Source organism: Acetobacter nitrogenifigens DSM 23921 = NBRC 105050 (genome assembly GCF_000429165.1).
GTDB lineage: Bacteria > Pseudomonadota > Alphaproteobacteria > Acetobacterales > Acetobacteraceae > Acetobacter > Acetobacter nitrogenifigens.
This window is the reverse complement of sequence record NZ_AUBI01000001.1, coordinates 186478-211331: the sequence shown is the minus strand read 5'-3', so window position 1 is coordinate 211331 and position 24854 is coordinate 186478. Positions and strand designations below refer to the sequence as shown.

The 24854-nt window shown below is 61.6% G+C and carries 24 protein-coding genes; 10 read left to right on the top strand and 14 right to left on the bottom strand.

Annotation, left to right across the window (positions count from 1 at the left end):
- Positions 1-67: 67 nt before the first annotated feature.
- The 4 genes from ruvX to trmB all read left to right on the top strand — a co-directional run bounded on the left by ruvX (position 68) and on the right by trmB (position 3896).
- On the top strand, positions 68-553 hold the full coding sequence (gene ruvX, locus G442_RS20270; protein ID WP_051291778.1) for a Holliday junction resolvase RuvX: 486 nt from the start codon (positions 68-70) through the stop codon (positions 551-553).
- 267 nt (positions 554-820) lie between these two features.
- Complete coding sequence (gene dapB, locus G442_RS0100990; RefSeq protein ID WP_035375994.1) at positions 821-1597, top strand: 4-hydroxy-tetrahydrodipicolinate reductase; 777 nt, start codon at positions 821-823, stop codon at positions 1595-1597.
- A 338-nt stretch (positions 1598-1935) separates the two neighbouring features.
- Complete coding sequence (gene metK, locus G442_RS0100985) at positions 1936-3123, top strand: methionine adenosyltransferase (protein WP_026396480.1); 1188 nt, start codon at positions 1936-1938, stop codon at positions 3121-3123.
- 44 nt (positions 3124-3167) lie between these two features.
- Positions 3168-3896: a tRNA (guanine(46)-N(7))-methyltransferase TrmB gene (gene trmB, locus G442_RS0100980; protein ID WP_026396479.1), complete on the top strand. Its 729-nt coding sequence runs from the start codon at positions 3168-3170 to the stop codon at positions 3894-3896.
- A 260-nt stretch (positions 3897-4156) separates the two neighbouring features.
- Here trmB and G442_RS0100975 read toward each other — a convergent pair whose 3' ends face one another.
- Together G442_RS0100975 and purH are read right to left on the bottom strand one after the other, a co-directional pair.
- Positions 4157-4885 (bottom strand): hypothetical protein, encoded by a 729-nt coding sequence (locus G442_RS0100975; protein ID WP_026396478.1) that lies wholly within the window; start codon positions 4883-4885, stop codon positions 4157-4159.
- A gap of 225 nt (positions 4886-5110) precedes the next feature.
- Positions 5111-6691 carry a bifunctional phosphoribosylaminoimidazolecarboxamide formyltransferase/IMP cyclohydrolase gene (gene purH, locus G442_RS0100970; protein WP_026396477.1) on the bottom strand — a complete coding sequence of 527 codons (1581 nt, stop codon included), beginning with the start codon at positions 6689-6691 and terminating at the stop codon, positions 5111-5113.
- Positions 6692-6913: 222 nt separating this feature from the next.
- On the opposite strand from purH, the gene G442_RS20265 reads away from it, so the two are divergent.
- The gene (locus G442_RS20265) at positions 6914-7852 is read left to right on the top strand and encodes an alpha/beta fold hydrolase (RefSeq protein WP_211229107.1); all 939 of its coding nucleotides are present in this window, start codon (positions 6914-6916) and stop codon (positions 7850-7852) included.
- Positions 7853-7872: 20 nt separating this feature from the next.
- Here G442_RS20265 and accC read toward each other — a convergent pair whose 3' ends face one another.
- Genes accC through aroQ form a run of 3 tightly spaced genes read right to left on the bottom strand, consistent with a single transcriptional unit; the run spans position 7873 to position 10132 of the window.
- A complete protein-coding gene (accC, locus tag G442_RS0100960) occupies positions 7873-9216 on the bottom strand; it encodes an acetyl-CoA carboxylase biotin carboxylase subunit (RefSeq protein ID WP_026396476.1) in 1344 nt (447 codons plus the stop codon).
- On the bottom strand, positions 9216-9680 hold the full coding sequence (accB, locus tag G442_RS0100955; protein ID WP_026396475.1) for an acetyl-CoA carboxylase biotin carboxyl carrier protein: 465 nt from the start codon (positions 9678-9680) through the stop codon (positions 9216-9218). The genes accC and accB overlap by 1 nt, the downstream gene beginning before the upstream one ends.
- Entirely contained in the window at positions 9677-10132 is a 456-nt protein-coding gene (gene aroQ / locus G442_RS0100950) for a type II 3-dehydroquinate dehydratase (RefSeq protein ID WP_026396474.1), read from the bottom strand. The genes accB and aroQ overlap by 4 nt, the downstream gene beginning before the upstream one ends.
- 217 nt (positions 10133-10349) lie before the next feature.
- Here aroQ and G442_RS0100945 point away from each other — a divergent pair, with 217 nt between their 5' ends.
- Positions 10350-10877 (top strand): septal ring lytic transglycosylase RlpA family protein, encoded by a 528-nt coding sequence (locus tag G442_RS0100945; protein WP_026396473.1) that lies wholly within the window; start codon positions 10350-10352, stop codon positions 10875-10877.
- A 287-nt stretch (positions 10878-11164) separates the two neighbouring features.
- On the opposite strand, the gene G442_RS20260 is transcribed toward G442_RS0100945, so the two are convergent.
- A complete protein-coding gene (locus G442_RS20260; RefSeq protein ID WP_246789280.1) occupies positions 11165-12229 on the bottom strand; it encodes a YihY/virulence factor BrkB family protein in 1065 nt (354 codons plus the stop codon).
- A 337-nt stretch (positions 12230-12566) separates the two neighbouring features.
- Here G442_RS20260 and G442_RS0100935 point away from each other — a divergent pair, with 337 nt between their 5' ends.
- Positions 12567-13697 carry a type III PLP-dependent enzyme gene (locus tag G442_RS0100935; RefSeq protein ID WP_026396472.1) on the top strand — a complete coding sequence of 377 codons (1131 nt, stop codon included), beginning with the start codon at positions 12567-12569 and terminating at the stop codon, positions 13695-13697.
- 285 nt (positions 13698-13982) lie between these two features.
- Here the strand turns inward: G442_RS0100935 and G442_RS20255 are convergent, their stop codons facing one another.
- The gene (locus tag G442_RS20255; RefSeq protein ID WP_084440315.1) at positions 13983-15281 is read right to left on the bottom strand and encodes a carbohydrate porin; all 1299 of its coding nucleotides are present in this window, start codon (positions 15279-15281) and stop codon (positions 13983-13985) included.
- Between the two features lie 512 nt (positions 15282-15793).
- On the opposite strand from G442_RS20255, the gene moaB reads away from it, so the two are divergent.
- From moaB to G442_RS0100915, 3 genes are all read left to right on the top strand, one after another.
- Positions 15794-16324 carry a molybdenum cofactor biosynthesis protein B gene (gene moaB, locus G442_RS0100925; RefSeq protein ID WP_026396471.1) on the top strand — a complete coding sequence of 177 codons (531 nt, stop codon included), beginning with the start codon at positions 15794-15796 and terminating at the stop codon, positions 16322-16324.
- Positions 16325-16367: 43 nt separating this feature from the next.
- Positions 16368-16946: a DJ-1/PfpI family protein gene (locus tag G442_RS0100920; protein WP_026396470.1), complete on the top strand. Its 579-nt coding sequence runs from the start codon at positions 16368-16370 to the stop codon at positions 16944-16946.
- Positions 16947-17083: 137 nt separating this feature from the next.
- Positions 17084-17788 carry an HAD family hydrolase gene (locus tag G442_RS0100915; RefSeq protein ID WP_026396469.1) on the top strand — a complete coding sequence of 235 codons (705 nt, stop codon included), beginning with the start codon at positions 17084-17086 and terminating at the stop codon, positions 17786-17788.
- A gap of 27 nt (positions 17789-17815) precedes the next feature.
- Here the strand turns inward: G442_RS0100915 and G442_RS0100910 are convergent, their stop codons facing one another.
- From G442_RS0100910 to G442_RS20235, 7 genes are all read right to left on the bottom strand, one after another.
- Complete coding sequence (locus G442_RS0100910; protein WP_026396468.1) at positions 17816-19300, bottom strand: mannitol dehydrogenase family protein; 1485 nt, start codon at positions 19298-19300, stop codon at positions 17816-17818.
- 269 nt (positions 19301-19569) lie between these two features.
- Complete coding sequence (locus G442_RS0100905; RefSeq protein WP_051291776.1) at positions 19570-20292, bottom strand: SIMPL domain-containing protein; 723 nt, start codon at positions 20290-20292, stop codon at positions 19570-19572.
- Positions 20289-20699, bottom strand: coding sequence for a hypothetical protein (locus tag G442_RS23760; protein ID WP_051291775.1), 411 nt, complete (start codon positions 20697-20699; stop codon positions 20289-20291). Before G442_RS23760 ends, G442_RS0100905 begins: the two co-directional genes overlap by 4 nt.
- Complete coding sequence (locus G442_RS20245; RefSeq protein WP_051291774.1) at positions 20696-22243, bottom strand: sensor histidine kinase; 1548 nt, start codon at positions 22241-22243, stop codon at positions 20696-20698. The genes G442_RS23760 and G442_RS20245 overlap by 4 nt, the downstream gene beginning before the upstream one ends.
- A gap of 119 nt (positions 22244-22362) precedes the next feature.
- Positions 22363-23043: a winged helix-turn-helix domain-containing protein gene (locus tag G442_RS0100890; RefSeq protein ID WP_026396466.1), complete on the bottom strand. Its 681-nt coding sequence runs from the start codon at positions 23041-23043 to the stop codon at positions 22363-22365.
- Between the two features lie 216 nt (positions 23044-23259).
- Positions 23260-23820, bottom strand: coding sequence for a HutD/Ves family protein (locus G442_RS20240; protein WP_051291773.1), 561 nt, complete (start codon positions 23818-23820; stop codon positions 23260-23262).
- A 220-nt stretch (positions 23821-24040) separates the two neighbouring features.
- Positions 24041-24775, bottom strand: coding sequence for an arginyltransferase (locus tag G442_RS20235; protein WP_035375992.1), 735 nt, complete (start codon positions 24773-24775; stop codon positions 24041-24043).
- Between the last annotated feature and the right edge of the window lie 79 nt (positions 24776-24854).

Sequence of the window (24854 nt, the reverse complement as noted above, 5' to 3'; positions counted from 1 at the left end):
CAAAAACTCTCATCAGAGGAAAAAAAACGCTGGCGTGGCCGGCGGAGCGGCAACATACCCCCAGCCTATGGCACTGTTCAACATGGACCGGCTCTTCGCCGACCTCTCTCCCGGCAAAAGGCTGCTCGGCATCGATCCTGGCGCACGCCTCGTAGGCCTAGCGCTGTCCGATGTGATGCGGATGGTCGCGTCGCCGTACTCCGTTCTCAAACGCGACAAGCTGGGCGCCATGACTCCGCGCATCGACGCGATCGTGCGAGAGCACGATGTTGGCGGCATCGTCGTTGGTTTGCCGCTTTCGCTCGACGGCAATTTCGGCCCTGCCGCGCAGGCCGCACGCGACTGGGCGCAGGATCTGTCGCAGCGCATAGGCGTGCCTGCGGCGTTGTGGGACGAGCGATTGTCGTCCAGCGCAGTCAATCGCCTCCTGATTCAGGAGGCCGACATGACGCGCAAACGCAGGCAGGAGACCGTGGACAAGATGGCGGCCGCGTACATGCTTCAGGGCGCGCTGGATCGCTTTGGCGGGGACGCGTTTAGCCACGCGCCGTAGCGAAAAACTGCGGTAGCCGCAGTGTCAACGATCGGCCTCATATCGAAATCGATCCGTATTGGCGTTGAACGGGCAGGGCAAACGTCGTAGGAGGAAGGGTCCATGGTGATCCCCCCAAATCGCACCGTGGATGAATACCGGCGGCGCGATCTTCCCCCCGGATCGCGCCGCCACCCTTGCATCGTATCGTCCTGAGCGTTTGCCTATGAGTATGGCGGCGGTAATGAGGCCGCCGGTTGCGATGATGGTTGAGGGCGTTTTCAAGACATGACCAGAGATACGTTGCGGATCGCCGTCACTGGCGTAACAGGCCGAATGGGTAAAAATCTGGTCCTGAGCGTCAGGGAAGCCGGATATGCGCTGGTCGGCGGCACGTCACGCGCGGAGTCTCCGATCGCAGACGTGAGAATCGTCGGCGACCTGAGCGAACTGATCTCGGATGTCGACGCCGTGATCGATTTCACCCACGTGTCGACCGTGGTCCGTCACGCGGAAATCGTTTCAGAAGCCAGGGTCGCCTGGGTGCTGGGGACGACGGGTCTCTCCGCCGCCGATCAGGCTGCGGTAGAGGTGGCCAGCGAACGGACAGCGGTGGTTCAGGCCGCCAATTTCTCGCCCGGAGTCACGCTGGTTGAGCGTCTCGCGCGGCAGATGGGCGCGGCGCTTCCGGCGGAAACCTACGATGTTGAAATAGTCGAGATGCATCACAGGCAGAAAGTCGACGCGCCTTCCGGCACTGCGTTGTCCATAGGCGCCGCCGTCGCGGCGGGCCGCGGGTTCATGCTCGACGCCGTGCGCGAGCCGGCGCGGGAAGGGCATTGCGGCGCGCGATCGACGGGCGGCATCGGTTTTGCGGCGTTGCGGGGCGGACAGATCGTCGGCGAGCACACGGCGCTCTTTACCTCCGCGCGCGAACAGATCGGCCTTACGCACCGGGCGTTCGACCGGCGGGTGTTTTCCGACGGCGCCGTCATGGCGGCGGCCTGGGCGGCGAAACAGGCCGCGGGCCTTTACTCGATGGAGCATGTGCTCGGCCTGATCTGAACCTAAGGCCTGCCTGCGCGAAGTTTTGTGCGCCTCGTCGTCGGTGATAATTGGCGGCCGCAGGACAGAAGAAATACTCTTTTCTTAGCGGCGCTCCGGGATGTGCGGTCTCTACACGGCGCTCATTGTCAGGTTGCTGGTTGGCGATGGTCGTGGGCGTCGCGCGAGCGTCCGCGCCTATTCACGTCAGATATACGTGAATAGGCGCTCATGCGTGACTGCATCGGTCTTAACTTGACCCCGCCCCCATCCTCGGCCAAACGACGTCGGTCTTTTATTCGCAGCGGCGCGCGAGGTCGCGGCGTAATTCCATTTTTTGCGAGGCGTTCAGCACAATCATGCTCAAGCACGGCGAGTTCCTGTTTACTTCGGAATCAGTGTCCGAGGGTCATCCGGACAAGGTCGCGGACCGCATCAGCGATACGGTGCTTGACGCCTATCTCGGCGCCGATCCTGAAGCCCGGGTCGCCTGCGAAACGCTGGTGACGACCAATCGCGTCGTCCTCGCGGGCGAAGTCCGCGGCCCTGCGTCCGTGACGTCCGAAGGACTGATCGAACTGACGCGCGAGGCGATCCGCGACATCGGTTACGATCAGGCTGGCTTCTCCTGGAAGAACGCCGAGATCAGCAATTACCTGCATGCGCAGTCCGCGGACATCGCTGTCGGCGTCGACAGCGCGGGCGAGAAAGACGAGGGCGCGGGCGACCAGGGAATCATGTTCGGTTTCGCGACGAACGAAACCGACACCTTCATGCCAGCGCCGCTGTACTACTCGCACAGCATTCTCAAGACCATGCGTGACCTGCGTCGCGCGGGCGACAAGCGCGCTTTCGGTCTTCAGCCCGATGCGAAAAGCCAGGTGACCCTCCGTTACGTCGACGGCAAACCGGTTGGCGCGACCTCCGTCGTGATCTCGACGCAGCACGACGAGGGCATGAACCAGAAGCAACTCCGTGACGAGTTGCGCACGATTGTCGCCGATGTGCTGCCGAAAGGCTGGCTGCCGCCGGAAGACGAATTCTACGTCAACCCGACGGGCATCTTCGTGATCGGCGGCCCGGACGGCGACGCCGGTCTGACCGGCCGCAAGATCATCGTCGACACCTACGGCGGCGCGGCACCGCATGGCGGCGGCGCATTCTCCGGCAAAGATCCGACAAAGGTCGACCGTTCCGCCGCTTACGCCTGCCGCTATCTGGCGAAGAACGTCGTAGCTGCTGGCCTCGCCGATCGTTGCACGCTGCAGATTTCCTACGCTATCGGCGTGTCGCACCCGCTGTCCGTCTATGTAGACCTCGACGGAACGGGAAAGGACATTGACGAGGCGAAGCTCGGCCGCGTCCTGCGTGAGGTGATGAACCTGTCGCCGCGCGGCATCCGTCAGCACCTGCGTCTGAACCGCCCGATCTATGCGGAGACCTCGGCGTACGGGCATTTCGGACGCACGCCAGACGAAGCGCGCGACACCTTCCCGTGGGAGCGCATTGATCTCGTCGACGCGCTGCGCGGCGCGTTCAATCGCTGATATTCACGTCCGTTAATAAGGCCACAGACTTGGTCCGGACCGCGATTGAGGAGGAGGCGGAGTCCTCCTCCGTTACCCTCAAACCGCCCGCCATACGCCTCTATGGGAGGCAACGTGGTCATCCACTGCGTCCCCGGCAGCAAAGGCTGATCGACGAATCTCTGCCCCGCATGAGATTCGCCCTTTCCGATGCGACAAGCCCAGCCGACGCGTTCGACGTCCGTCCGGAGCAGGTGTGGCTGGAGGTCGGTTTCGGCGGCGGCGAGCATACGGCTGCGCAGATCGCGGCGCATCCGCAGGTCGGCTATATCGCGTCGGAAGTTTTCGAAAACGGATTGTGTTCTTTGCTGGGCCGTCTGTTTCCGGAGGGCGAGGAGGCGACTGCGCCGTCGCCGCCGATGTTGCGTATCTGGGACGAGGACGCGCGGGAACTGCTCGCGGCGTTGCCTGAGGCGTCTCTCGACCGATTGTTCCTTATGTTTCCCGACCCTTGGCCGAAGGCGCGCCATACCAAGCGCCGTTTCGTCCATCCGGGAAATTTGCCGCTGGTCGCCCGCGCTCTTAAGCCGGGGGCGGTCTGGCGCGTCGCCAGCGACGATCCGACCTATCAGAACTGGGTCGAGGAAGTGATGGCGGCGCAGACACTCTTTGACGTGGCGGCGCCAGCCACCACGCGGCCCGATGACTGGGCTCCCACCCGCTATGAAGCGAAAGCTCTGGCGGCGGGACGGCAGCCTTTATACTGGAGCTTCACGCGCCTTCAGGGCGTCTGAGGCGCGCTGGCGCACGGGGGTGAGCGTATCTGCGGAGTTCGTATTCTTCACAGAGGTGCCTAACCCGGTTGTTCGGCAAGATTTCTCTTGAAATAGATTTTGAAGCGTTCCGGGTATGCCGCCGAGAACGGGCCCCCGGCGCGACATTTTCGTGGCGGGAGGCTTTACGCTGCGCCGCAATCTCAAGTTGCAGGACGCATCTCCAACGAAGTCGCCGGGCCAGTGGAGATGGTCCCGTTCATGCGGGTCTTCAGGTGGTGTCAGTGACTCTCCGAAGCCGGGATCACGTCGTAGCCCGGCGAGCCGGGGGGATTGCCTGCCTCTGGCGCGTCGTCCGCGACCACGGTGACAAGATGATCGGCACTCGGGCCAATTTCCCGCGCGGACAGCGCCTTCCCGAGATCACCGGTCGCGCCGGGCCCCACCGCATAGATTTTCGACCCGGGAGACAGCCAGGAAGCTACTTTCGCGGCGCCGCCGGGCGAGAGGCTTACGACTGTATGGTCTTTCAGGATCGCGCCGACCAGTAACCCGCGCACGTTATACAACTGCTGACCCACAACGCCGCTGACGACCAGATCCGGTCCGGCCAGCATCTCGGGGCCATGCTGAGGCATGGTGATCGCCGTATCGTCTGAGCCCTGCCCGTGGGGGCCGGACACAGCGACTGCGCGGAAGATGGGGAGGGATTTTCCCTTGAGGCCTGACCCGCTGACGCGTTCGCCCGGTTTCACCAGCTTTGGGAGCGTCTCGGCCAACTGTCGGGAGAGGAAAATCTCAGTGCCGTCGGAGAGCAAGAAACCCGAAAGTTGCCCGTTCGGCGAGGGCAAATATTGGGAGACAACCCCGCTGAAGGTCGGCAGGCCAGAGAGATCGTAGACAGAATCGGCCGTGGGGCCGCTAGCAGCGCCTGCGTAGCCTGCGCCCAGCGTGGACGCAGCGACAGACAAGAGCAGAGTCGTAAACGCTGACCTGAGAGAATGACGCATGATCGCCTCGACTTGCCGCGATCCATGCGATTCGCTGAGAAACGCAGAGACGCGATCGTTAGAACGCCATCCGATCAGACTGGAGCCTTGATCGGGTAAAAGATGCACGTAGAGCGGGAAGTCAGAGGCCGATCCGGGCGAGAACGCTAACGGATCAGCCTCTGACGCGTGAGGCCAGCAATCTCGCCACTTTCGCTCCCGGCAGGCAATGGGGGTGCGTGCGGGTCAGTGCCGGAAATGACGCATACCGGTGAAGACCATAGCGATTCCGGCTGCATCAGCAGCGGCGATGACTTCGTCGTCGCGGATCGATCCGCCGGGCTGAATAACCGCAGTGGCGCCTGCCGCGACAATGGTTTCAAGACCGTCGGCGAAGGGGAAGAACGCGTCGGAAGCGGCGACGCTTCCTTTCGTCAGCGGCGCGTCCAGACCTAACGTCTTGGCGATGTCCCCGGCCTTGCTGGCGGCGATGCGCGCGGAGTCGAGGCGGCTCATCTGCCCGGCGCCGACGCCGACCGTGGCGCCGTCCTTTGCGTAGACGATGGCGTTGGACTTCACATGCTTGGCCACCCGGAACGCGAACAGGAGGTCGGCCATCTCGGTATCGGTCGGCGCCTTCTTCGTGACGACCTTCAGATCCGCTACGCCGATGCGCCCGTTGTCGCGGGTCTGCGCCAGAAAACCGCCAGCAAGCGAACGGACGACAAGTCCGCCCTGAGACGGGTCTGGTAGTGCGCCGGTCAGCAGCAGCCGGAGGTTCTTCTTCCGCGCCAGCGCGATCATGGCGCCTTCTGTGGCGTCTGGCGCGACAATGACTTCGGTGAAGATCGAGGCGATCTTCTCGGCCGTTTCCTCGTCCAGCGCGTGGTTGAGGGCCACGATGCCGCCGAAAGCGGAGACGGGATCGCACCGGAGCGCGAGATCCCATGCGGAGGACAGGCTGGACGCCGTAGCCACGCCGCACGGGTTGGCGTGCTTGACGATCACGACCGCCGGTTCGCTGAACTCGGCGACCGCTTCGAAGGCGGCGTCCGTGTCGTTGAGGTTGTTGTAGGACAGGGCCTTGCCCTGAACCTGCCGCGCGGTCGCGACGCCGGGCCGCGTTTCGCCATTGCGGTAGAACGCTGCCTGCTGGTGCGGATTTTCGCCGTAACGCAGCACTTCGGCGCGTTCGCCGGCGATGGTCAGGCGCTCCGGCAGTAGGTCCTCGCGCTCCTTGGCGAACCACGCCGAGATCGCAGCGTCGTAGGCGGAGGTGCGGGCGTAAGCCGCTCCAGCAAGGGCGCGACGCGTCTGGAGGGTTGTGCCACCCTGTTCCAGCGCTGCGATGATTTCGGCGTACTGAGCCGGGCTGGTCAGCACAGCGACGTCGTCATGGTTCTTCGCCGCTGCGCGGATCAGGGCGGGGCCGCCGATGTCGATGTTCTCGATGCAGTCCTCGGCGCCAGCTCCTGAAGCGACGGTCGCCTCGAAAGGATAGAGATTCACCGCGACCAGATCGATCGGGGAGATCTGATGCGCCTGCATCTGCTCCACATGGGCGGGAAGATCGCGGCGACCGAGGATGCCGCCATGAATTTGGGGGACCAGCGTCTTCACGCGGCCGTCGAGGATCTCCGGGAATCCGGTGTGGTCGGACACCTCGGTCACGGGCAGTCCGGCGTCGCGAAGCGCCTTGGCGGAACCGCCTGTGGACAGGATTTCCGCCCCGTGCGCGACAAGCGCGCGGCCGAGGTCGATCAGGCCGGTCTTGTCGGAAACCGAGATGAGAGCGCGCGCGACGCGCAGCGGTGCGGACTGGTCCATAAGGGCGGGTCTTTCGTAACGTCTGGCGCGCCGCCCTGTGCGCGAACGGAGGCGGATCTGGCGCAATAAACGGGGCGTTTAACCGTGCATCCTGCGTGTGGCAACCGCCGATCGGCAGGCGTCTGCCCCGCTGCGCGGCTCGACCGGTGCGGCGGCGGTATGCTGACATGGGAAAGAAGACGTCGGCGGCGCCCCTGCCGGCGCAGCGCCAGGAGCTTTCGAATGTTTTCACCGCCTTCGCGCCTGTCGTTGCGTATGCCATCGCGCGCAAAATCGCGGCTGTTCCGGTTCGCGGCGACCGTGGTTCTGGGCCTTCACCTTGCGCCAGCCGGTCTTTTCGCGGCGCCGCCCGGCGCTTGTGACGAGCCGTCGGCGCCACGTTGGCGAACGCTGCCGGCGACGCCAGACCTCGGGCCGACATTTCGGACCGACCATCTGCGCAATCGTGGGGCCGTTTTGTTTTATGCGGAAGCGGGAACAGGCAAGCCCGTGCTGATGCTGCACGGAGGGATGGCCAACGCGAATTTCCTTGCGGCTCAGGCGCGGAATCTGGTCGCTGATGGATATCGGGTCATTCTGCTCGACAGCCGCGGGCACGGGCGGAACACGGCAGGAACGCAGCGGCTGGGCTATGACCTGATGACGGAGGACGCGGTCGCGGTGCTCGATCATCTGCGGATAGACAAGGCTGCGATCATCGGGTGGAGCGACGGCGCCATCGTAGGACTGGATCTGGCGCTGAATCACGCGGATCGCATCAGCCGCGTGTTCGCGTTCGGCGCCAATGTCGATCCCGGCGGCAACGATCCGAACGCGGGGCAGTCGACGGTCGTAAGATGTTTTTTTGATCGTGCGCGATCAGAGTATCAGCGGCTTTCGCCGACGCCGGGGAAGTTCAACACGTTCGCGGCAAGTGTACAGGCGATGTGGGGACGGGAACCCCATTGGGACGCCGGGCGTCTGGCGACGATCCATACGCCTGTCTGGGTCGTCGACGGCGATCATGACGAGATGATTCGTCAGGAACACACGGTGGCCATGTCACATATGATTCCCGGCGCGTATCTGCTGATTTTGCCGGATTCCAGCCATTTCGCGTTTTTGCAGGCGCCGAGCCTGTTTCACGCGACGCTGCAGGATTTCCTGAACGGTCGCCCCTGACCCAGAGGCGACCGCAGCAGTCAGGCCTTGCGGGCGGTGAACCGCTCGAGCCAGTGGATGGTGTAATCGCCCTTCTGGAATTCAGGGTCCGCCATGATGCGGCGGTGCAACGGGATGACCGTCTTCACGCCTTCAACGACGATCTCGTCCAGCGCGCGCTGCATCCGTCGGATGGCGGCGTCACGCGTCGGGGCGTGGACGATCAGTTTGGCGACCATGCTGTCGTAATACGGCGGCACGCGGTAGCCCGTGAAGATCGCGCTGTCCATGCGTACGCCCGGCCCGCCGGGCGGGTGGAACATGGTGATCGAGCCGGGGCTCGGCGCAAACGTCTCAGGGTCTTCGGCGTTGATGCGGCACTCGATGGCGTGACCGGAGAAGGTGATGTCCTTCTGCTCGTAACCAAGAGGCTCGCCCGCCGCGATGCGGATCTGCTCGCGGACCAGGTCGATGTCGCACACCATTTCGGTGACGGGATGTTCGACCTGCAGACGGGTGTTCATCTCGATGAAGCAGAACTGACCGTCCTGATACAGGAACTCCAGCGTGCCCGCATTGCGGTAGCCCATCTTCGACAGCGCTGCAGTCGCCGTGGCGCCGATGGCGTCGCGTTCGGCGGCTGTCAGAGCAGGAGAACCCGCTTCTTCCAGCAGCTTCTGGTGGCGGCGCTGCAACGAGCAGTCGCGCTCGCCGAAATGCACCACGTTGCCGTGGGTGTCTCCGAGGATCTGCAGTTCGATATGGCGCGGCCGGTCGAGGTATTTCTCAAGGTAGACAGCGTCGTTGCCGAACGCGGCCAGAGCCTCGGTGCGGGCTACGCTCCACGCTTCGGCGATCTCGCTCTCGTCCTGCGCGACTTTCATGCCGCGTCCACCACCGCCAGCTGCGGCTTTGATCAGCACGGGATAGCCGATCTGAGCCGCAACTTCGCGCGCCTGATCGAGGTTGATCAGTTCGCCGTCGGAGCCGGGGACCAGCGGCACGCCGAGCGCCTGCATGGTCGTTTTCGCACTGATCTTGTCGCCCATCGTGCGGATGTGCTGCGCGGTCGGACCGATGAACGTCAGACCGTGCGCTTCCACGGTTTCGGCGAAATCCGCGTTTTCCGACAGGAAGCCGTAGCCGGGATGGATCGCTTCGGCACCGGTGATCGTGGCGGCGGAAAGAATCGCCGCGACGTTCAGATAGGACTCGCGCGCCGTCGGCGGGCCTATGCATACAGCTTCATCCGCGAGGCGGACGTGCATTGCGTCGGCGTCCACGGTGGAGTGGACAGCCACGGTGCGGATGCCCATTTCGCGGCAGGCGCGGAGCACGCGCAGGGCGATTTCGCCTCGATTGGCGATGAGGATCTTGGAGAACATCACTCGACGATGACGAGAGGCTGACCGAATTCGACCGGATCGCCGGACGTCACGAGGACCTGCTTCAGCGTGCCGCCTTTCGGGGCCTTGATCTGGTTGAAGGTCTTCATCGCTTCGATAAGCAGCAGCGTCTGCCCTGCGGCCACGGTCTGTCCAACCGCAACGAACGGGGGAGACGACGGGTCGGGCGCGAGATAGGCGATGCCGACCATCGGGCTGTTCACTGCGCCGGGGTGCTTGGACAGGTCCGCAGGAGCTGTCGGAACCGGCGTGGCGGCAGGCGCAGGGGCGGCAGGCGTCGCCACCGCGACGGGGGCGACTGCCTGGGCTGCTACGGGGGCGGCGGCGCGCACGACGCGGATGCGGCTGTCTTTCTCCGAAACCTCGATCTCGGTCAGTCCGGTGTCGTTCAGGATATTCGCCAATGCCCGTATGGCATCCGCGTCCACGAGCATCTGGCTCATTGAAGGTCCTCGTTAATGATGATGTCAGTCATGGCCTGAAGCGCCAGCGCATAACCCGGCACGCCAAGTCCGCAGATCACGCCGAGCGCGCCCCGCGAGACGTAGGAGTGATGGCGGAACGGCTCCCGGCGGTGGATATTCGAGATATGAACCTCGATAACGGGCAGATCGACGGCCAGCAGCGCGTCCAGCAGAGCCACCGATGTGTGGGAGTAGCCCGCGGGATTGATGATGATGCCCTGCGCTCGTCCCCTGCATTCCTGCACCCAGGAAATAAGCTCGCCCTCGCCGTTGGTCTGGCGAAAATCGATCGCCACGTCGAGGCGCTCGGCTGTCTGCGCGCATAACAGTTCTACGTCGTCCAGCGTGGCGCGTCCGTAGACTTCCGGTTGGCGAAGGCCAAGCATGTTGAGGTTGGGGCCGTTGAACACGGCGATCAGAGGGCGCTCCATGATGACGGGCCGTTAGCACGCCGCGCGATCCACTCCAAGAGCGGCGTGCCTGCTTACGTCGACAGCGCCGGTCGTATTGACGATCCTGCATGGTGAAAATCCACGAAAGACCCCGCGCCGGAGCGCCTTTGAAACCATGTAACTACGCTTTTCGCTTGTAATTGCGTTCAAGGGCGGCTTTGGTGGTCGCCGGTTGAAACAGGTGTGAGAAAGTTGGGTGGGGTTACAACGCGGGAAAATTCAGCGGGGCGTTTACTTTACCCTTGCCCTCTCTGGCTTTCTGGCGGCAGCCGACGCTGCGGCGAGCGCCCCTTCAGTTGATGGGGCTCCGGCTCACACCTCCTGGGCCGCTTCCGTCCGCGAAGCTCTCTCCCGCAGGGCGCACGAATTCGCTTCCGCCACCCATGCATGGACACAGAAGGGCGTCGCCAGCTGGTATGGCGGACGGTTTTCCGGTCGCCGGAACGCGCAGGGCGGCCGCTTCAATCAGGCCGAATTGACGGCGGCGCACCCGACAGCTCCGATCGGGTCCAAACTCCTTGTCGAATCGGAGGAGACTGGCCGTTCGGTCGTCGTGACCGTGAACGACCGTGGACCTTATGCGCGTGGACGCATCATCGACCTGTCTCACGCGGCCGCCGCGCGAATTGGCATGCTGGGCGCTGGCGTCGCGCATGTGAAGATTACCCCGGCCTCGGGAAGCGACGTAGAGCCCCTCGAGGTTGCGCAGGCGCCTGAGCGCTAGTTTCTCCGAAGCAAAATTCGCTCGGCCTTGTGCCCGTCGAAATCGACCGTCACTTGCCCGAAAATGGCGAAGGCGCCGGGTTTTGGAAATGCCTGAGGCCCGCACTCTCTTATGCCAAAATATGCGCAGGCCGCCTCCACTCAGGTTGAGACGCAGTTCAACCTACCGAGCGCTGCCCATGGCGTATGCCCGGCCGGAACAAAACTTTCCCAGTTGGCGAGATAAACGACGATAGGCCTGGTCCCAGATATTACACGGGCGTTGCAGTCATCTCGTTGTGGGCAGGTTCAGATTTTGCGCCCACCGTGTAGGCGGGTGTCGCCGGGCCCGACCTTGCGAGGTCCGGACGACAATGAAAACGCTTCAAGTTCGGCGTTCAGCTCCGCGCCCAGCAAAACAACCCAGGCGCTGACAAAGAACCACATCATGATCGCCACTACAGCTCCGAGCGGCCCATAGGTGCTCGTGTAGTTGGCGAGGTGCGCCACATAATAAGAAAACCCCGATGCCGACACGATCCACAGGACCGTGCTGATCATGGCGCCGGGGGCGACCCAACGCCATTGCGCATGCGTACGGCTCGGGCCGAAGCGATAGAGCGCCATGAGAGTCGTGATCATAAACGCGGTCATGACGCCTAGTCCGCTCATACGCACGGCGAATTCGATAGACCCTGCGGGTGGGTCTATCAGTAAAAGTGCGGGCAGGTATTTGAGAGCGACAGGGATCGCAACAAGGATCGCCACGCTGAGGCAGACGCCGATTGTCGATGCGAGCGTCATGCCTAGCGCCAGAGCCTGAAAGGCCAGAAAACCACGTTTTTCTTCAGTGTCATACGCGATGTTCAGAGAAGAAAGGATCGCCTTCACGCCAGCGGACGCGGACCAGAGTGCGATTAACGTTGAGACCAGAAGATTGAGCGTAAGGGAGCTGTGTGGCTCCGATACGAGAATTTGAATCCTGTCTTCAATAAGCGTGAACGCGGCGGGCGGGAGCAGGCGCCTTACAGTGTTGAGCTGTGTCGCGACGCTCTGCACGTCGAACGCCAACCCGTAGATGGAAATCAGAATGCTGATCGAAGGAAAGAGCGCGAGAGTCGTATAAAAAGCGCAACCGGCAGAGACGAGGGTCGTCGGACCCGAAAGTAGCGCCTGGGCCGTAGCTTTAGCTGCCCAGGCCCATTGCCGTTTTGTCAGTGCAAGCGGGGAGGGGACGGGCTCCATAACCTGCGTTACCTCGCCATGTGCTGCGCTATCGACGCTCGGCTGGGCCATGTCGTCGGCCAGCAGGGTATCGGAAACGCCTTGTGGCGTGTCTTGAAGGGAGTTTTCGATAGGGGGAGTTAGGGTCAAGGAGCCTCGCTTGGAGCGGCGATCCATATAGCCCGACCGCACAGATTAAGGTGTCTTAAAAAATTCAATAATCTCCAGCTATTATAAGGGTTATTATCGTCTTCGCCAGTTTTTTTCGAATTTTATAAAAATCCTGTTGCGTTGGGGCCTGTTTGGCCCCATATGCGCGTCCCACGCAACAACGCACGTGCCACTGGCCCACTGAGGTTACGCAACGACGTCAAGCGTTCTGGCAATCGGGGCTCCTGGATGGAGCTCGTTTTTGGTCGCTGGTCCGTTAGACCGTTTCGCAACTCACCTGCATCAAATTGCAGGTCCAGACAGGGATTAAAGTGCGATGACACCCAAAATTTCACAATTCCTCGCCGATGAGCAGCCCGCTACGCCTTGTCTGGTCGTCGACGTTGACGAGGTTGAGGATCGTTTTCGTCGCCTGCAGGGCGCACTCCCGCTCGCCCTGATTTACTACGCCGTCAAGGCTAATCCCGCTCGCCCAATCCTTGAGCGGTTGGTGTCGCTCGGCTCCCGTTTCGACGCGGCTTCATGGGAGGAGATTCGTCTCTGCCTCGACGCTGGCGCCAGCCCCGACGACATTTCCTTCGGCAACACCGTAAAGAAGGTGTCCGCAATTCAGGCTGCCTTCGCTGTCGGCGTTCGGCTGTATGTTTTTGATTCTTTGGAAGAATTAGAGAAGATTGCCCGTTACGCGCCGGGCTCGAAAGTCTATTGCCGTTTGCTTGTCGACAATTACGGCGCCGAATGGCCGCTTTCGCGCAAATTCGGGACGACGGTCGAGAGCGCGCGGGAGCTTATGTTGCATGCTCGCGAACTGGGCCTCGACCCATACGGTCTGTCGTTCCATGTCGGAAGCCAGCAATTGTCGGCGGACGCTTACGAAGCTGCAATCGCTCGTGTGGCCTCGCTGGTGACGGATCTGTCTGCGACCGGTCTCGATCTGCGGATGGTGAATCTCGGCGGCGGTTTTCCCATTCGTTATCGCGATGACGTACCGGAGATTGAGCAGTTCGGCGACGCGATCTGTTCGGCCATGACGAAGCATTTCGGGAATGCGCTTCCCGAGATGCTGATCGAGCCAGGACGCTTCATCGTCGGCGCTGCGGGCGTGGTGTCCGCCGAGGTCGTGCTCGTCAGTCGCCGTGGTCGCGAAGATGGTCCGCGTTGGGTGTATCTCGATATCGGACGCTTCGGTGGGTTGGCGGAGACGGAGGGCGAGTCCATCCGTTACGACATCCGCACGCAACATGACGGTGGAGCTGTATCGGCTGTCGCCATCGCTGGCCCCACCTGTGACGGCGCCGACATCATGTATGAGCGGAGTCCTTACGTGCTGCCGGACGCATTGGCCGCTGGCGATCGTGTCGAACTCTTATCGACCGGCGCTTACGTATCGACTTACTGCTCGACTCGTTTCAATGGTTTCGCGCCGCTGACCGAGCATTACATCTGACCTCGTTCATCCCGCTGCGACGCGCGGGGAGGGGAAGCGAAAAGGAAGGGGCGCAAGATTTATTTCTTGCGCCCTTTTTTATTTGCGGGCTGGGCTTTGCGCGCTTCGGTCGTATGCTGCGGTGTTTCACGCAATGCTTATGTCCGTTACGAGATTGCGAAGCCGAAGCTGCCGTGCGCCCTCTCGGATTGCTGTTGTCGGTGATCAGATATTTCTGAGTATGGATACAGAAAGGGCGTCTCCAGAAACGCGGAGACGCCCTGCTTTTGTGCGATGCGACAAGCGTTACAGAATGGTGTTGATCTGCACACCAAGGATCGCAGCGTCACGAAATTTGGTCGTGGCGTTCACGTGGTTGATGTATTGGAAATCAGGCTGAATCGACGTGCCTGTCAGCACGTGCACGCTGTAGAACGCTTCCCAAACATTTTCATGTCCCTGGACGCCATAAGGCTCGCCCCACTGGTTTGAGACGTAGGGGAGACCCAGAGCCTGAGACGACTCCTGTTGCAACGCGACAGAATGGCTCATGTCGAAGTGGTGGTACATGATACCGACCTGATCGAGAGGGCGATGCCATGGGGTGCCTGCGCTCAGGAGGCTGATCCATGCGTGATCACGCATGGCGACTGTCGCGCCGTTGGCATACTCGGCCCCGCCAAAGGCGATCAGGCCGTTTGTGAGACCTTTGCCGTAGCGAACAAGCATCTGGTCAGCCAGGAACCACGCAACATTCATACCGGCGCGGTACCGGCGTGGCAGGCCTGTTGCCTGATACGAGTTCCCGTTGATGTCTTCGTAGAGATGCGGATAACGAGCGTTGTCGTAAAAGTATCCGAGCTTGTAGTGACCGATCAGATCGTTCTTTCCAAACGATGGGAGCCAGCCAACTTCAAACTGCGACGAGAACTTGCCGAGGCCCGGTTGCGCCCAAGCCCAGCCTGAGATGCCGCCGTTGTAATTGCTGCTCGAATTGACCGCGAAAAGACCAGCCATCAGGTAGAATTGGCGCGTCGGCCATACTCGCACTACCGCACCAAGATTGCCTGAGGGCCAGTCGCGACCGCCGGGAACGTATTTTCCGGGAGCAGGGTTTCCGCAGGTGGTTACGTTGACAAATGAACAGGCCAGATAATCGTAGTTGAAGAACGTTCCTGTCGGAATCCATCCGGCGGCGATGTTCAGCCGGTTACGAAACAGGCCTTTTTCTCCGTAAAGCGCGACCAGATGGGCGACTACGTTTCCGCGTGCGCCGTAAATCTGCTGGGGTTGCGCAATGTTCTCGCCGATGAGGCGGCCAAGGTTGTTACCGTGACCGTTAACGACCAGCATATGCGTCCAGAACTCGTTGATGCCAGCGAGTTTATCCCAGTCAATGTCCAGTTCTGCGGCGACCTGGCCCGCGTCAGAGTAGGCGCGTTGCTTGCCGCCCGTGACGTTGCCCATGAACTCTTCGTTGATGCCAGCAGTCAGATAAATGCCGCGCTTGGTCAGCCAGGGCTGTATGCCGCCCCAATCACCGAACAGATGCGGATTGCCATACATCAGCATCTCTGTCGGCCCCTCACGGTCCGAGCCGGTCATCGGCGGCGGCTTGTTCAGGGTGACATAAAGATGGAGATCGGCGTCGCTGAGGCGGCGCCGAGGGGAGCGCGGCTCTGGGGGGGCATAGCTAACAGGTCGGACAGGCTTTGACACCGTCTTTGTATCTGAGACGGAACCGGTCGGCGTCGCAGCCACTGACGCTGGCGCCTGGCTGGCCGACTGTGCGTGTGCGACGGGCGCGATCAGCGCAAGGTAGCCTGCGCACGCCAGAGGCGCAGGGGCAAAGGAACGCAGGAAAACGTTCGCTGAGCGCCGAGTGCGGCTATTTTTATTTTTATTTAGCATAGCACGAGGACTCTTGATTGCTGTTACTTTTCTTTGTCTCATCGGAGGTTCTAACTAACCCCAAGTGCATAAGTTTCTTACAATTTAATCATTTTGTGTCATAGTGAAATTCAGGTTCAATTCGCAGCTTCGACGGCAATAGGCGCTTCGCGTGACATTTTTGCACGTGGTTGACGTGCTTCGATTGTGGATCAATATCCTCCGACATGCCCCAGATCGACGCCACAAAACCATTCCTTCGTGTCAGGATTGCGGTCCTGACTGTATCGGACACCAGAACGCTGGAAACGGACACCTCCGGCTCTACTCTGGTCGAACGGATAGAGAGCGCAGGTCATGTAGTGGCTGATCGCGCGATCGAGCCCGATGACGTCGTGCGGCTTGTCCAGACTCTTGAGCGCTGGGTAGACGACCCGGAAATCGATGTGGTGATCACCAACGGCGGCACCGGCGTGACCGGTCGGGACGTGACGCCGGAGGCGTTCGAGCAGGTTTTGGAAAAACGGATCGAAGGATTTGGCGAACTCTTCCGGATGCTGTCGTACCAGAAAATAGGACCGTCAACGATACAGTCTCGCGCGCTCGCGGGCGTCGCCAGGGGGACATATCTTTTCGCCCTGCCAGGCTCCACGGGAGCCGTTAAAGACGGCTGGGACGATATTCTGGTTCATCAACTCGACAGTCGGTTTCAGCCCTGTAATTTCGTCGAGTTGATGCCGCGTCTGCGGGAACGTTAAGCCGGGGCGTCCGCTCAGGATACGAACGACAGGAGACAAGCGTATGTCCGACGAAATCAGGCTGCTTATGCTGGCTGGCGACTATGTCGAGGACTACGAGATCATGGTGCCTTTTCAGGCGCTTACCATGGTCGGTTACAAGGTGGACGTCGTGTCGCCGGGAAAGAAGGCGGGCGACACGGTTATCACCGCCATTCATGACTTCGAGGGCGCGCAGACCTATAGCGAGAAACCGGGACATCATTTCGCGTTGAACGCGGATTTCGCCACTGTCGCCACGGACAACTATATCGGGTTGGTCGTTCCGGGCGGCCGGATGCCCGAATATCTTCGCCTTGACGAAAATGTGCTCAGGCTCGTCAGAGCATTTGCTGACAGGCCCATCGCCTGCATCTGTCACGGCGTACAAATTCTTACTGCTGCAGGCCTCGTCAAAGGACGTCGTGTCTCTGCATATCCCGCTTGCCGTCCTGAGGTGGAACTGGCGGGCGGAACCTATGCAGATATCGCGGTGACAGAAGCCATCACGGACGATCAACTCGTTACAGCTCCGGCCTGGCCCGCGCATCCGGCCTGGCTGGCGCAGTTCCTCAAGGTGCTGGGCGCGACCGTTTCTCTCTGAAACGCTCCTTGGAAAAAAGGGCGCCTGTCGGGCGCCCCCGCATTGCGTTCGCGGCCGGTTCTGACCGAGAACGCAACTTTTCCGCCACATCGGTGTAGTACCCCCCATACCCCTGACGTCATTGAAAGGGCGCGCTTATGACCGAACGTACTCGTCTTGCCGATCTGACCACGACCAGACCGGACCCGATCAAGGGTGTGGTTTTTGACATGGACGGACTGCTGCTCGACAGCGAAACGCTTGCGATGGACGCGTTGATTCTCGCGGCGAAAGATCTTGGACATGACATGCCGATGGCGTTTTGCCGCCGCATGATTGGCGTTCCTGCCGACGGATGTCGTGCGCTGGTTCGAGAAACGTATGGAGAGGATTTTCCTCTGGAGCGTTTCTTCGCGCTTCAGGAGGAGCATCTGCGGGGGTTGGTGGACGCTGGTGAACTCGCGCTAAAGAAAGGCGTAGAGCCGCTACTCGATCTTCTCGACAAGCTTGAAATTCCCCGCGCGATCGCTACGTCGTCAAGCCGTTACCGGACGGATCATCATCTGAAACTTGTCGGGCTTTTCGAGCGTTTTGACGCGATTGTTACGAGAGACGACGTGTCTCAAGGAAAGCCTTACCCTGAACCTTACCTGACAGCCGCAGAAAAAATCGGCGTGGCGCCTGCGGATTGCCTTGCGTTAGAGGACTCCAACTCCGGCGCGCGCGCGGCTCAGGCGGCAGGCATACGGGTCATCATCGTCCCCGATCTTCTCGAGCCAGTTGACGACGTGCGCGCGAAGGCGCTGGCCGTGGTCGAGGATCTTACGGTGGTCAGGGCTTATATAGAGCACGCGGCGGCCTGACGGGCCGCCGCTGCACTTCTTACGTAATCAGCCGGCCGCAGCGAGCTTGCGTAGAACTTCCGGCGCTTCCAGTCGCGTCAGATCGCCGAGCGCCTTCGCCACGGCGGTGACCTGACGTTCATGGTCGGGGAGGGGGGGGCCGAACACCTCCTCCATTGCCAGAAACGCCTCGGCCTGCGCCATATGGTCGTCACGTGCGTCTGCGCAGATTTGCCGGAGGTGATCTGCGCGGGGGTCAGTCAGAGAGATTTCCAAAGCCTCCTGCTCGTGCAGTGCGAACCATCGAATCCAGCTTGCGATCAGCAGGATTGCTCCGGGAGTGGGCTCGCCACGCTCCAGATTGGCGCGCATTGGACGGATCACGCGCATGGCCATCTTGACCGATCCGTTGCGTCCGATCCTCTCGACTTCATGAACGATTCCAGGATTACGGAACCGGGTCATGAGATCGGCCGCGTAGCGGTCGAGCGTTTCTTCCGGCAGGTTGACGTCGGCCGTCTGCTCGCGCCGCATGAAACGCTCGACTATGGGACCGAGCGCGGGGTCGGACGCAGCTTCAGCGATCGTGTTCAAGCCTGCCAAACCCCCGGCGTAGGCGAGCAGCATATGCGCGCCGTTCAGCATCTGGAGTTTGGCGCGCTCGAATGTGTCGACATCGGAGACGAACCGTGCGCCGGGATGTGCTTCCCACAGTGGGCGCGGGCCGTCGAAGCGCTGAATGACCCACTGGAACCAGGGTTCCGCCGAAATCGGAATGGAGTCTTCCAGCCCGCCAAGCAGTCTTCTGGCGTCGTCCTTGTCGTCAGAAAGCGGCGCCGGAACAATTCGATCGACCATGGTGTCCGGAAACTGCACGTTCTCCCCGATCCACGCCGAGAGTTCGTCGTTTCCGCGCCAGGACGCGAAATCCATGACGGCTTGCCGTAACGTGCGACCGTTGTTCGCCACATTGTCGCAGCAAAGAATAACCGGCGGCGTGCCGCCTTTCGCGCGGACGAGAGACATCGCCTGCGCCAGTATGCCGGGCGCGGTGCGCGGCGATTTGGCTGTCAGGTCGGCGAGAAGGTCGGCTGCCTCCGGGTCGATGGAACCGTCCGCCGTCAGGTAGTACCCGCTGGCCGTGACGGTCAGCGTCACGATTTTCGTGCGCGGATCGGCGATCCGCGCGGCGAGCGTCGAATGCGTGTCCCTTGCGAACACAGCCTCCGATATCGCGGCCATGATTGACGCCACGGTGCCGTTCGGCTCGCGCGTAAGCAAAGTGTAGAGGTTATCCTGTTCGACCAATTCCAGCGCCAGTTCTGGCCGCCGCATGGTCGCCGACACGATGCCCCACTGGAGCCCATCGGCGCCCATGGCTCCGATCGCGGCCTGCGTCGCTGTGACCTGATGGGCCCTGTGAAAATTGCCGCAGCCAAGGTGGACTATTCCGGGCCGTAACAGCGCCGGGTCGAAATTGGGCTTGTAGACGGTGTCGGGCGCCTTTTGAAAATTGGACCTGCCTAATTTCAAAACGGAGACTCTCCTCTCGGTTCTGCTGTTGACGACAGCCACGGCAGAAGACGAACGATCTGTGACCGAGCCCGGACATGGATCTCGGACGCCTGAGTTGGGCGAAAATCGCCGCAGCGCGCAGATTGCGTGACCGCTCGTCGCGCACGGGTGTCGCCGCAAATCGCTCCATCAGGATGACGAAGCGACCAGCACTTTACACGTTAACGTATCGGGAGAGTAGAAGTTGCCGCTGCTTACGTGGCGTGAGGACCGCAGCCCGGCCTTGCTTACTGCCCGAGGATTATTTTCGCACGCGCCGTTACGGAGACGTGCTGCTCCTCTGGGGTTGAGGTCGGTGCAGAGGCCATACGAGCCGCCATCAGCATGACGGGCCTTGGGCCGAACGGCGTTTCGAGGGAAACTTCGGCGATGGAGGCGACTTTCATGTCCAGGTCAGTCGCCGCGTCCCGAGCTTTCTCGCGCATGTCGTCAAGCGCGAGCTTCGTTGCTTGTTTGCTCAATTCCTTCTCGCGCGCAGGAGAGAGCGACCAGCCGAGTCCATCAAGAAGAAGCCCCTGAGCCTGCAGGCGGCCGACCAGTGGTAGAAGCGCATCAGCGCCGGACGCGGCGACGTGGATCGTCTGCCGGGCTTCCCAATTTTTTGCGGCGTCATTCGTGCCGGGGGGCGACACGGAGTAAGAGCCGGCGGCGCCTTTCACCCCGTCAACGCCTGCGATGGCGGCCATGGCCTTGCGGACGATATCGTTTGCGCGCGATTGCGCGGTCGCTGCGTCCGATGCGACGCCTCTGGCGACCAGAGTGGCTGTAAGGCGATCCGGGCTTGCGTCCACGACGCCTGTTCCGGTCAGCTCCAGTTGCGTTCCGGCAGTGGTCGTTTCGGCTTGGGCAGCGGCTGTTACGCCAACTGCAAGTACGACGGCGAATTTTGTGGCGATGTATTTTTTTGAAAAAATTCTTTTAATGGAAGCTTTGTTTTTAAAATTAATCATTGATCTTTTTCTTCCTTCAATGCGACGAGCGCCTCTCGGAGGCGGGCGACGCCAAGACGCACCCGACCTTCGGCGCAAAGCTGCTCGCCTTCGCTCCGCAGGGCCTGCACGTCTCGCGATGTGTCCAGGCCGTGGGAATCTATTGCGTGAACCAGACGCGTGCAGAACGCCTGACTGTCCGACGTGATGGCCAGACTGCGCTCACGGGGCGTGTGTCCGACATCGCTTGCCCCCGCCGACGCGGATGACTCAATGGCCCCAGCATCGCTCGTGGACGTCGCCGGAGCAGGAACGGACTGATTCGCAATGACCTGCTCTGCGGACGGGGCCGGATCGGGCGCCACCGCAGCTCCGCAAAGTTCGATCGAAAGGGTCGGGACGACCGCGTAGAGAAATGTGCGTCTCATGGTCCTGAAACTACTGCCGGAGAGCTATCGCCAGAGTGTGGCTGCGGTGAATCCTGCTTCATGTTGGCTTCGATGGTCTTTCCCCGACCAGCGGGCAGCGGCAGCTGCATACGGACAGTAAGGCCCGGGTCTCGCCGAGAGAATTGCATCGTGCCGCCATGGAGTTGCACGATGGCCTGAACGAGTGAGAGGCCGAGGCCGGAGCCCGGCGTGTTGCGCGCGGAATCGGCGCGGAAGAATCGATCGGAGGCGCGGGCGATATCGGTCTCGCTCATGCCCATGCCTTCGTCGCTGATAGCGATCGTGGCGACCCGACCCGCCGGACCACCCTCCACGCCAAGATTGGGGCCGACCGCGGAGGCCACGGTGATCGAGCCGCCATGCGGAGAAAATTTGATCGCGTTGTCCAGAAGATTGGACACAGCCTGTTGGATCATAGAGCGGTCGCCGTAGAACGGCAGATGTTCGGGCAGACGCATGACGACCTTGATTTCATGCTCGTCGGCGGCTGGTTCATATAATTCCGCAATGTCACGCAGCACTGGGATCAGGTCGAACGACGCGAAAGCGGAACGCCGCGAACCCGCTTCGATCTGCGCGATGCGCAGGAGGGCTTCGAACACGGCGGTTATGTTGTCCAGATCCGCGACGCCGTCTTCGATGGCGGTGCGGAGCGTGGCCTCGTCCTTCCCATGCAGCGCTGCGTATTCAAGCTGCGCTCTGGCTCGCGTGATCGGCGTACGCAGATCATGGGCGATAGCGTTGGACACCTGTTTCACCCCGTCCATAAGGCGGGCGATGCGGTCCAGCATTTCATTGATCGCTTCAGCGACTTCGTCGAGTTCGTTGCCTCTGCCATGTATCGGCATGCGTCGTGTCATGTCGCCATGTGCGACGGCTGTCGTGGTTCGGGCGATCTGCGAGATCATGCGGCGAAACATGCTGCGCACGAGCAGCGCGCCGCCGAGCGCGAGCGCCGTAATCATAATCCACGCCCAGAGGAGCAGGTCGGTGAGAAGCCTGCGCAACATCGCCCGGCCGCGCACGTCGCGTCCAACGAGCAGCCTGTAACCGCCGGGGAGATCGAAGCCCTGAACCTCGGCCACGCCGCGAGCGCCCGCGCGACGGACGGAGAGTTGGTACCAGACATTGCTCATCGCCACGTCGGCGGGCCAGGAAGGCAGGTTGCCTGCGACGTGCTGACCGTGTGGATCGACAAGAAGATAGATCGCGTCGTCATCGACGTTGTCTTCAAGCCGGTCTTCGATGGTAAGCGCCAGAGCCGACAGTCCGCCGTCCGTCCAGCGCTCCGACAGGGCTCGGGCGTCAGCCGCGACGGAGGCCTCGACCTGCCGTTCTATAAGTCCTGCGGTTCCCCACCAGATGACCGAGAGAAACAGTACGGCTGATGCGGAAAAGAGCACCGCGTAGCCAATGGCGAACCGAACGCTGGCCGATCGGAAGCCCCCCGTGCGCCGCAAGGCGGCGCGCAGCGACGGGCGACGCCAGGCCGTCTTGGCGCGATCACGGCCAAAGGCGCGCATGGGGAGGCGCAATCCGTTCACTGACGGGGACACCCCCGCATGTCGCCGCGCCGATGACCTGAGGGCGACGAAAGACGGTCAGCTGGACGCACATGGCGAACGGCGCGCATGGACCGGGCCTATTCCGCCCGCAGCATATAGCCGGCGTTGCGGATCGTATGGATGAGAGGCTGCGGAAAGGGTTTGTCGACTTTCTGGCGCAGGCGCGAAACATGAACGTCGATGACGTTGGTCTGCGGGTCGAAATGGTAGTCCCACACGCCTTCGAGCAGCATCGTCCGCGTGACGACCTGTCCTGCATGGCGCAGAAGAAATTCGAGCAGGCGAAATTCGCGAGGCTGCAGATCGATCTTCTGTCCGTCGCGTCGCACGCTGCGCGCCAGAAGGTCCATTTCAAGCCCGCCGACCTCAAGGCGCGTTTGCGGCGCGGACTCGTTGCGCCCGCGTCTGCCCAGAGCCTCGACGCGCGCAAGCAGTTCCGAGAATGCGAACGGCTTGGTCAGGTAATCGTCGCCGCCAGCCTTGAGGCCCGCCACCCTGTCGTCGACGTCGGCGAGCGCTGAGAGAATCAGCACCGGCGTCGCGTTGGCCTGACTCCGCAACGTTTCAAGAATGCGCAGGCCGTCGATGCCGCCGGGGAGCATTCGGTCGAGGACAACGACGTCAAATTTCTCGCTTACCGCCAGAAACAGCCCGTCCTTGCCATTGTCGGCCTGTTCGACGAGGTGCCCCATTTCAGACAACCCTTTGCTGACAAAGCCCCGAACAGTCGGATCGTCCTCGACGAGAAGAATTCGCATAAAAATACTCCGGCGACGTCGACGGCCACGGTGCTGGCCTTACGTTGGTATTGTAAGGTGGCGGCGCCGCTGTGTCACGCTACGGCCATGCCATGCGGCAAGCGAGGAAATGCGCTTCAAACCGCGCCTTTCGGCCCGGCCAATCAGTTTAGTCGAATTAAATATACGTTATGGATATAGTCGGCGGCCGTCACGCGATGCGTTGCGCGACGTCAGTCAGTCCGCCTCGTGGTCCGTCTGGGCCAGAAGATAGGCGAGGGTATCGCCGTTCGGCGCGGCAGCGCTCACGCCGCCGCCTCGGCTTATGAATACGCTTCCCGGGAGGAGCGCTTGTCCGTTGTTGATGAGCCACACTCCCTCGACGGGGATCAATATAAACGGGCTGGTGTGACGCAATTCCGGCTCGCGAAACGCCGTCAACGCCATCGGCGCTGCACCCGCCGAGTTCATGAAATTGACTGCGCGGCATGGGCCGGCGCGAAGCCGCGCCAATGGTCCCGGCGCGCCGGGGTAGCGCAGTATGGCCCCGCAGCGATCCAGGGATAGAGTGTTTCCAGAATCGGAAAATGCGAGATCCAAACCTGATCCGTTCAGAAGCGCCATGCTTCTGTCCGTTCGCTCGAATGACGAGAAAGGGCCGTCTCGCGCAATGTCTGCGACGCTGAGACGCCACAGGACGCGTTCGTCGTCGTCGCGGGCAACGGCGATCTCGCGGGTGACGCCGCCTCCGTTTTTCCAAGGCGAGGCTTTGATCTCGTCTATGCGCAAAATGGTCATTGGAACGGGTTTGTCATGTGGCTGCGTAAAGTCCAAATTCTACTGGCATTGCGCTCCGGCCGCCTTTTTACGGGGAGTTACGGCTTTCGTATCTTTTTGGATGGGGAGAGGCAGCGTCGCGCGGCACTGGAACATACGCCATACGCCATACGCCATACGCCATACGCCATACGGCCGTGGCGTGGTTGCCGGTGGAAAGCGCATAAATTCGAGATAAATTTCAGGGAGTCGCGGATGTCGGAGGGAGTTCGCGCCACAATCCGCGCGTTAGAATCTCCGCAGGATGGAAACGCGACTTGTAGGACATCTTGCGGCTCTCCGCGATCCAGTAGCCAAGATAGACATACGGCAACCCGCGCGCGCGGGCTTTCTCTATCAGCCACATGATGGCGAAGCCGCCCAGGGAACGGTTGGCGAGATCCGGGTCGAAGAAACTGTAGACCGCTGAAAATCCGTCGATAAGCGCGTCCACGAGGCTGACGGCGATCAGTTGATCCTCTTCGGACCGGAATTCGATAAGAAAACTGTTGATGGGTGTGTCTTCGATCATGGCGCGGTAGTCGTTAAAGCTCATGGAGGCCATGTCGCCATCGGCGTGGCGCGCCATCTGATATCGACGAAAAAGTGTGAACTGCTCCGGCGTTCCATGCGGCGGCACATCGAAGCCGTCGATGGCGGCGTTCGCCCGCATGATGCGGCGCTGCGTCCGGTCCGGCTGAAATTGAGGAACGACGATGCGGATCGGCACGCAGGCGTTGCAACCGTGGCAGACCGGCGCATAGGCGATAGTGTGGCTTCGGCGGAAACCCGCGCGGGAAAGCCTGTCGTGTAAAGCTTCGGCGTCGGGTCCGGAAAGATCCGTAACGACCTTACGCTCCATCCTGTTGGGGAGATAGGGGCAGGGCAGGGGCGCGGTCGTGTAGAAAAATTGGGGATGGCGCGATGAATAGGTCATGATCGACGCTTCCCCCGGATTTTATGAACGCTGGCGACCTGCGAGGGCCTTCTGCTGTACAATAGTGGGATAACGGGCC

Coding starts and splice junctions, on each gene's coding strand:
- ruvX (WP_051291778.1), top strand. CDS start 68: ATGGCACTGTTCAACATGGACCGGCTCTTCGCCGACCTCTCTCCCGGC.
- dapB (WP_035375994.1), top strand. CDS start 821: ATGACCAGAGATACGTTGCGGATCGCCGTCACTGGCGTAACAGGCCGA.
- metK (WP_026396480.1), top strand. CDS start 1,936: ATGCTCAAGCACGGCGAGTTCCTGTTTACTTCGGAATCAGTGTCCGAG.
- G442_RS0100975 (WP_026396478.1), bottom strand. CDS start 4,885: ATGCGTCATTCTCTCAGGTCAGCGTTTACGACTCTGCTCTTGTCTGTC.
- purH (WP_026396477.1), bottom strand. CDS start 6,691: ATGGACCAGTCCGCACCGCTGCGCGTCGCGCGCGCTCTCATCTCGGTT.
- G442_RS20265 (WP_211229107.1), top strand. CDS start 6,914: ATGTTTTCACCGCCTTCGCGCCTGTCGTTGCGTATGCCATCGCGCGCA.
- accC (WP_026396476.1), bottom strand. CDS start 9,216: ATGTTCTCCAAGATCCTCATCGCCAATCGAGGCGAAATCGCCCTGCGC.
- accB (WP_026396475.1), bottom strand. CDS start 9,680: ATGAGCCAGATGCTCGTGGACGCGGATGCCATACGGGCATTGGCGAAT.
- aroQ (WP_026396474.1), bottom strand. CDS start 10,132: ATGGAGCGCCCTCTGATCGCCGTGTTCAACGGCCCCAACCTCAACATG.
- G442_RS0100935 (WP_026396472.1), top strand. CDS start 12,567: ATGACACCCAAAATTTCACAATTCCTCGCCGATGAGCAGCCCGCTACG.
- G442_RS20255 (WP_084440315.1), bottom strand. CDS start 15,281: ATGACCGGCTCGGACCGTGAGGGGCCGACAGAGATGCTGATGTATGGC.
- moaB (WP_026396471.1), top strand. CDS start 15,794: ATGCCCCAGATCGACGCCACAAAACCATTCCTTCGTGTCAGGATTGCG.
- G442_RS0100920 (WP_026396470.1), top strand. CDS start 16,368: ATGTCCGACGAAATCAGGCTGCTTATGCTGGCTGGCGACTATGTCGAG.
- G442_RS0100915 (WP_026396469.1), top strand. CDS start 17,084: ATGACCGAACGTACTCGTCTTGCCGATCTGACCACGACCAGACCGGAC.
- G442_RS0100905 (WP_051291776.1), bottom strand. CDS start 20,292: ATGATTAATTTTAAAAACAAAGCTTCCATTAAAAGAATTTTTTCAAAA.
- G442_RS23760 (WP_051291775.1), bottom strand. CDS start 20,699: ATGAGACGCACATTTCTCTACGCGGTCGTCCCGACCCTTTCGATCGAA.
- G442_RS20245 (WP_051291774.1), bottom strand. CDS start 22,243: ATGCGCGCCTTTGGCCGTGATCGCGCCAAGACGGCCTGGCGTCGCCCG.
- G442_RS0100890 (WP_026396466.1), bottom strand. CDS start 23,043: ATGCGAATTCTTCTCGTCGAGGACGATCCGACTGTTCGGGGCTTTGTC.
- G442_RS20240 (WP_051291773.1), bottom strand. CDS start 23,820: ATGACCATTTTGCGCATAGACGAGATCAAAGCCTCGCCTTGGAAAAAC.
- G442_RS20235 (WP_035375992.1), bottom strand. CDS start 24,775: ATGACCTATTCATCGCGCCATCCCCAATTTTTCTACACGACCGCGCCC.